The organism is Flavobacterium sp. TAB 87 (genome assembly GCF_001529295.1).
Taxonomy (GTDB): domain Bacteria; phylum Bacteroidota; class Bacteroidia; order Flavobacteriales; family Flavobacteriaceae; genus Flavobacterium.
Window position 1 is genome coordinate 1 of sequence record NZ_LLWK01000013.1, and the last position, 5652, is coordinate 5652.

2 tRNA genes and 3 rRNA genes are annotated in these 5652 nt (G+C 46.0%); all 5 read left to right on the forward strand.

The features are described 5' to 3' along the window. Positions 1 to 342 precede the first annotated feature (342 nt). Positions 343 to 1858 (forward strand): 16S ribosomal RNA (locus tag AP058_RS00110). 216 nt (positions 1859 to 2074) lie between these two features. Then, positions 2075 to 2148: transfer RNA gene (locus tag AP058_RS00115), tRNA-Ile, on the forward strand. An 88-nt stretch (positions 2149 to 2236) separates the two neighbouring features. Then, positions 2237 to 2310: transfer RNA gene (locus AP058_RS00120), tRNA-Ala, on the forward strand. Between the two features lie 157 nt (positions 2311 to 2467). After that, positions 2468 to 5353: ribosomal RNA gene (locus tag AP058_RS00125) — 23S ribosomal RNA — on the forward strand. A 152-nt stretch (positions 5354 to 5505) separates the two neighbouring features. Continuing rightward, positions 5506 to 5615: ribosomal RNA gene (gene rrf / locus AP058_RS00130) — 5S ribosomal RNA — on the forward strand. The 16S, 23S and 5S rRNA genes sit together here with 2 tRNA genes alongside, the layout of an rRNA operon. Positions 5616 to 5652 lie beyond the last annotated feature (37 nt).

The following is a 5652-nucleotide window of genomic DNA, read 5'->3' on the forward strand; positions in this document are numbered from 1 at the left end:
TACATTTGCACCCCGCTAAAGGCGCAAGTTATTTGAGATACTGACAAGGAAGAATGGTTTTAGAGTTTGTAAAAAGGCTCAAAATAAATTTCATTTTTTTCTTGTGAGATTAGAAAAGAGTTTGTACTTTTGCAGCCGCCTTGAGAGACACTTAAACAAGTGAGAATTGAGGTTTTAAAATACAGAAGAATACGTTCCTAGACATATTGAATTGACAGCCGTTTTGAGAGAGATTTCAAAACAAAGAATAAGAGTAATAGAATCGAAAGATTTTGAGAATAACCACTAGATAATTCGGAGTCAAAAATAAATAGAGATAGATTTATCTGTCTCGCACAATATACGATGAAGAGTTTGATCCTGGCTCAGGATGAACGCTAGCGGCAGGCTTAACACATGCAAGTCGAGGGGTATAGGTAGCTTGCTACTTAGAGACCGGCGCACGGGTGCGTAACGCGTATGCAATCTACCTTTTACAAAGGGATAGCCCAGAGAAATTTGGATTAATACCTTATAGTATTACGACTTGGCATCAAGATGTAATTAAAGATTTATCGGTAAAAGATGAGCATGCGTCCCATTAGCTAGTTGGTATGGTAACGGCATACCAAGGCTACGATGGGTAGGGGTCCTGAGAGGGAGATCCCCCACACTGGTACTGAGACACGGACCAGACTCCTACGGGAGGCAGCAGTGAGGAATATTGGACAATGGGCGCAAGCCTGATCCAGCCATGCCGCGTGCAGGATGACGGTCCTATGGATTGTAAACTGCTTTTGCACAGGAAGAAACAACGCTACGTGTAGCGTCTTGACGGTACTGTGAGAATAAGGATCGGCTAACTCCGTGCCAGCAGCCGCGGTAATACGGAGGATCCAAGCGTTATCCGGAATCATTGGGTTTAAAGGGTCCGTAGGCGGTTTAGTAAGTCAGTGGTGAAAGCCCATCGCTCAACGGTGGAACGGCCATTGATACTGCTAGACTTGAATTATTAGGAAGTAACTAGAATATGTAGTGTAGCGGTGAAATGCTTAGAGATTACATGGAATACCAATTGCGAAGGCAGGTTACTACTAATATATTGACGCTGATGGACGAAAGCGTGGGTAGCGAACAGGATTAGATACCCTGGTAGTCCACGCCGTAAACGATGGATACTAGCTGTTGGGCGCAAGCTCAGTGGCTAAGCGAAAGTGATAAGTATCCCACCTGGGGAGTACGAACGCAAGTTTGAAACTCAAAGGAATTGACGGGGGCCCGCACAAGCGGTGGAGCATGTGGTTTAATTCGATGATACGCGAGGAACCTTACCAAGGCTTAAATGTAGATTGACCGGTTTGGAAACAGATCTTTCGCAAGACAATTTACAAGGTGCTGCATGGTTGTCGTCAGCTCGTGCCGTGAGGTGTCAGGTTAAGTCCTATAACGAGCGCAACCCCTGTTGTTAGTTGCCAGCGAGTCATGTCGGGAACTCTAACAAGACTGCCAGTGCAAACTGTGAGGAAGGTGGGGATGACGTCAAATCATCACGGCCCTTACGCCTTGGGCTACACACGTGCTACAATGGCCGGTACAGAGAGCAGCCACTGGGTGACCAGGAGCGAATCTATAAAACCGGTCACAGTTCGGATCGGAGTCTGCAACTCGACTCCGTGAAGCTGGAATCGCTAGTAATCGGATATCAGCCATGATCCGGTGAATACGTTCCCGGGCCTTGTACACACCGCCCGTCAAGCCATGGAAGCTGGGGGTGCCTGAAGTCGGTGACCGCAAGGAGCTGCCTAGGGTAAAACTGGTAACTAGGGCTAAGTCGTAACAAGGTAGCCGTACCGGAAGGTGCGGCTGGAACACCTCCTTTCTAGAGCCTAAGTGTTAGCAATTTATTGCACTCTTGGGAAAAAGACGAAGATTTTTATTGGTTTCAAGAAGGATTTATTTTATTACTCTGCTGTTAGTTCAAATAATACAATTAAGTAAAAGGTACAGATTTATGATTGTTTAATGCTGATTTTCAGCCCTAGATTTTAGGATCTAGAGCAAAGGGAATCAAATCACTTAAATCAAAAGATCATATTGTCTCGTAGCTCAGCTGGTTAGAGTACTACACTGATAATGTAGGGGTCGACAGTTCGAGTCTGTCCGAGACAACTAATTACTTAAAAAGAAGAAGAAATTCTAGAGTTGAGGAGTTATGAATGGTATTCATAATTCATAATTCACAATTCATAATTAAATTGGGGGATTAGCTCAGCTGGCTAGAGCGCCTGCCTTGCACGCAGGAGGTCAACGGTTCGACTCCGTTATTCTCCACAGTTCCGAAAGGAAAAAAGTTCATTGACATATTGAGATAAGAAAATAGTAAAAAAATAAGTAGAAAGAACACTTTTTAGTTATGAATGAGTAAGTTTTATGTATTTAGTGTAAACTTAATACTTAGTACTTATTTCTTTAGACTTAAAGAGTAGTACAATAAGCAAAATAAGGGCGTATGGGGGATGCCTTGGCTCTCAGAGGCGATGAAAGGCGTGATAAGCTGCGAAAAGCTACGGGGATTGGCACACACGAATTGATCCGTAGATACCTGAATGGGGCAACCCACTATGTTGAAGACATAGTACACCGATAGGTGGGCAAACCCGCTGAACTGAAACATCTAAGTAGGCGGAGGAGAAGAAAACAAAAGTGATTCCGTAAGTAGTGGCGAGCGAACGCGGATTAGCCCAAACCAATGTTGTTACGGCAATATTGGGGTTGTAGGACCACGATATTTCTTGCATGAAGAATTAGAATCTACTGGAAAGTAGAACCATAGAGGGTGATAGTCCCGTATAGGTAATGAATGTAAAGGATAGTGGTATCCTGAGTAGGGCGGGACACGAGAAATCCTGTCTGAATTTGGCGGGACCATCCGCTAAGGCTAAATACTCCTGAGAGACCGATAGTGAACCAGTACCGTGAGGGAAAGGTGAAAAGAACCGTGAATAACGGAGTGAAATAGATCCTGAAACCATACGCTTACAAGCGGTCGGAGCCCTTTCGTGGGGTGACGGCGTGCCTTTTGCATAATGAGCCTACGAGTTAACGTTGCTGGCAAGGTTAAGTGGTTAAGCCACGGATCCGTAGCGAAAGCGAGTCTGAATAGGGCGCTTTAGTCAGTAGTGTTAGACGCGAAACCGTGTGATCTACCCATGGACAGGTTGAAGCTGTGGTAACACACAGTGGAGGACCGAACCCGTTGACGTTGAAAAGTCTTGGGATGATCTGTGGGTAGGGGTGAAAGGCCAATCAAACTCGGAAATAGCTCGTACTCCCCGAAATGCATTTAGGTGCAGCGTTATGCGTAAAGTTATATAGAGGTAGAGCTACTGATTGGATGCGGGGGCTTCACCGCCTACCAATTCCTGACAAACTCCGAATGCTATATAATGTTTCATAACAGTGAGGGCTTGGGTGCTAAGGTCCAAGTCCGAGAGGGAAAGAACCCAGACCATCAGCTAAGGTCCCCAAATATATACTAAGTTGAAAGAACGAGGTTCGTCTGCCCAGACAGCTAGGATGTTGGCTTGGAAGCAGCCATTCATTTAAAGAGTGCGTAACAGCTCACTAGTCGAGCGGACGAGCATGGATAATAATCGGGCATAAGTATATTACCGAAGCTATGGATTTACAATTTATTGTAAGTGGTAGGGGAGCATTCTAACAGGGTTGAAGGTGTGTCGTTAGGCATGCTGGACTGGTTAGAAAAGAAAATGTAGGCATAAGTAACGATAATGCGGGCGAGAAACCCGCACACCGAAAGACTAAGGTTTCCACAGCTATGCTAATCAGCTGTGGGTTAGTCGGGACCTAAGGCGAACCCGAAAGGGACAGTCGATGGCCAACGGGTTAATATTCCCGTACTACTGATTACTGTGATGGGGTGACGGAGTGATGAAAGCGCCGCGAACTGACGGAATAGTTCGTTGAAGTACCTACCTATAAGCTGCGCAGGCAAATCCACGCGGCTTGGGGAAATACGATAGTACTAGGAGTCTTCGGACAAATAGATAGTGCGCCTAAGGGCTTCCAAGAAAAACCTCTAAACTTCAGGTAATTAGTACCCGTACCGCAAACCGACACAGGTAGTCGAGGAGAGAATCCTAAGGTGCTCGAGAGATTCATGGCTAAGGAATTAGGCAAAATAGACCTGTAACTTCGGGAGAAAGGTCGCCAGCAGCAATGCTGGCCGCAGTGAAGAGGTCCAGGCGACTGTTTATCAAAAACACAGGGCTCTGCAAAATCGTAAGATGAAGTATAGGGCCTGACACCTGCCCGGTGCTGGAAGGTTAAGTGGAGATGTTATTCGCAAGAAGAAGCATTGAAATGAAGCCCCAGTAAACGGCGGCCGTAACTATAACGGTCCTAAGGTAGCGAAATTCCTTGTCGGGTAAGTTCCGACCTGCACGAATGGTGTAACGATCTGGACACTGTCTCAGCCATGAGCTCGGTGAAATTGTAGTAACGGTGAAGATGCCGTTTACCCGCAGTGGGACGAAAAGACCCTGTGCACCTTTACTATAGCTTAGTATTGACCTTGGACAAATGATGTGTAGGATAGGTTGGAGACTGTGAAGTGGCGTCGCTAGGCGTTGTGGAGTCATTGTTGAAATACAACCCTTTGTTTGTCTGAGGCCTAACCCCGTAATACGGGGGACATTGCTTGGTGGGTAGTTTGACTGGGGTGGTCGCCTCCAAAAGAGTAACGGAGGCTTCTAAAGGTTCCCTCAGTACGCTTGGTAACCGTGCGTAGAGTGCAATGGCATAAGGGAGCTTGACTGAGAGACATACAGGTCGATCAGGTACGAAAGTAGAGCATAGTGATCCGGTGGTTCCGCATGGAAGGGCCATCGCTCAAAGGATAAAAGGTACGCCGGGGATAACAGGCTGATCTCCCCCAAGAGCTCATATCGACGGGGGGGTTTGGCACCTCGATGTCGGCTCGTCACATCCTGGGGCTGGAGAAGGTCCCAAGGGTTGGGCTGTTCGCCCATTAAAGTGGCACGCGAGCTGGGTTCAGAACGTCGTGAGACAGTTCGGTCTCTATCTACTGTGGGCGCAAGAAATTTGAGTGGATCTGATTCTAGTACGAGAGGACCGAATTGGACAAACCTCTAGTGTATCTGTTGTTCCGCCAGGAGCATCGCAGAGTAGCTACGTTTGGAAGGGATAAGCGCTGAAAGCATATAAGCGCGAAACCCACCACAAGATGAGATTTCTTTTAAGGATCGTGGGAGATGACCACGTTGATAGGCTATAGATGTAAAGGCAGTAATGTCATAGTCGAGTAGTACTAATAATCCGTAAGCTTATGTACACTTTTCCCCCGATGCAAGTCGGGGGAGGAACCTTTCTAATACTATTTACGTTTCTTTATCTCAGTATGTTAAGATATTGTTTAATTGATAATTAACAATTTATAATTGATAATTAATAATTAAGTTATTGCCCAAAGCAATTATAACTCCTTAAGGTGGTTATTGCGGCGGGGCTCACCTCTTCCCTTCCCGAACAGAGTAGTTAAGCCCGCCTGCGCAGATGGTACTGCAGTTATGTGGGAGAGTATGTCGTCGCCTTTCTTTTTAAAACCCTAATTCTAACGAATTAGGGTTTTTT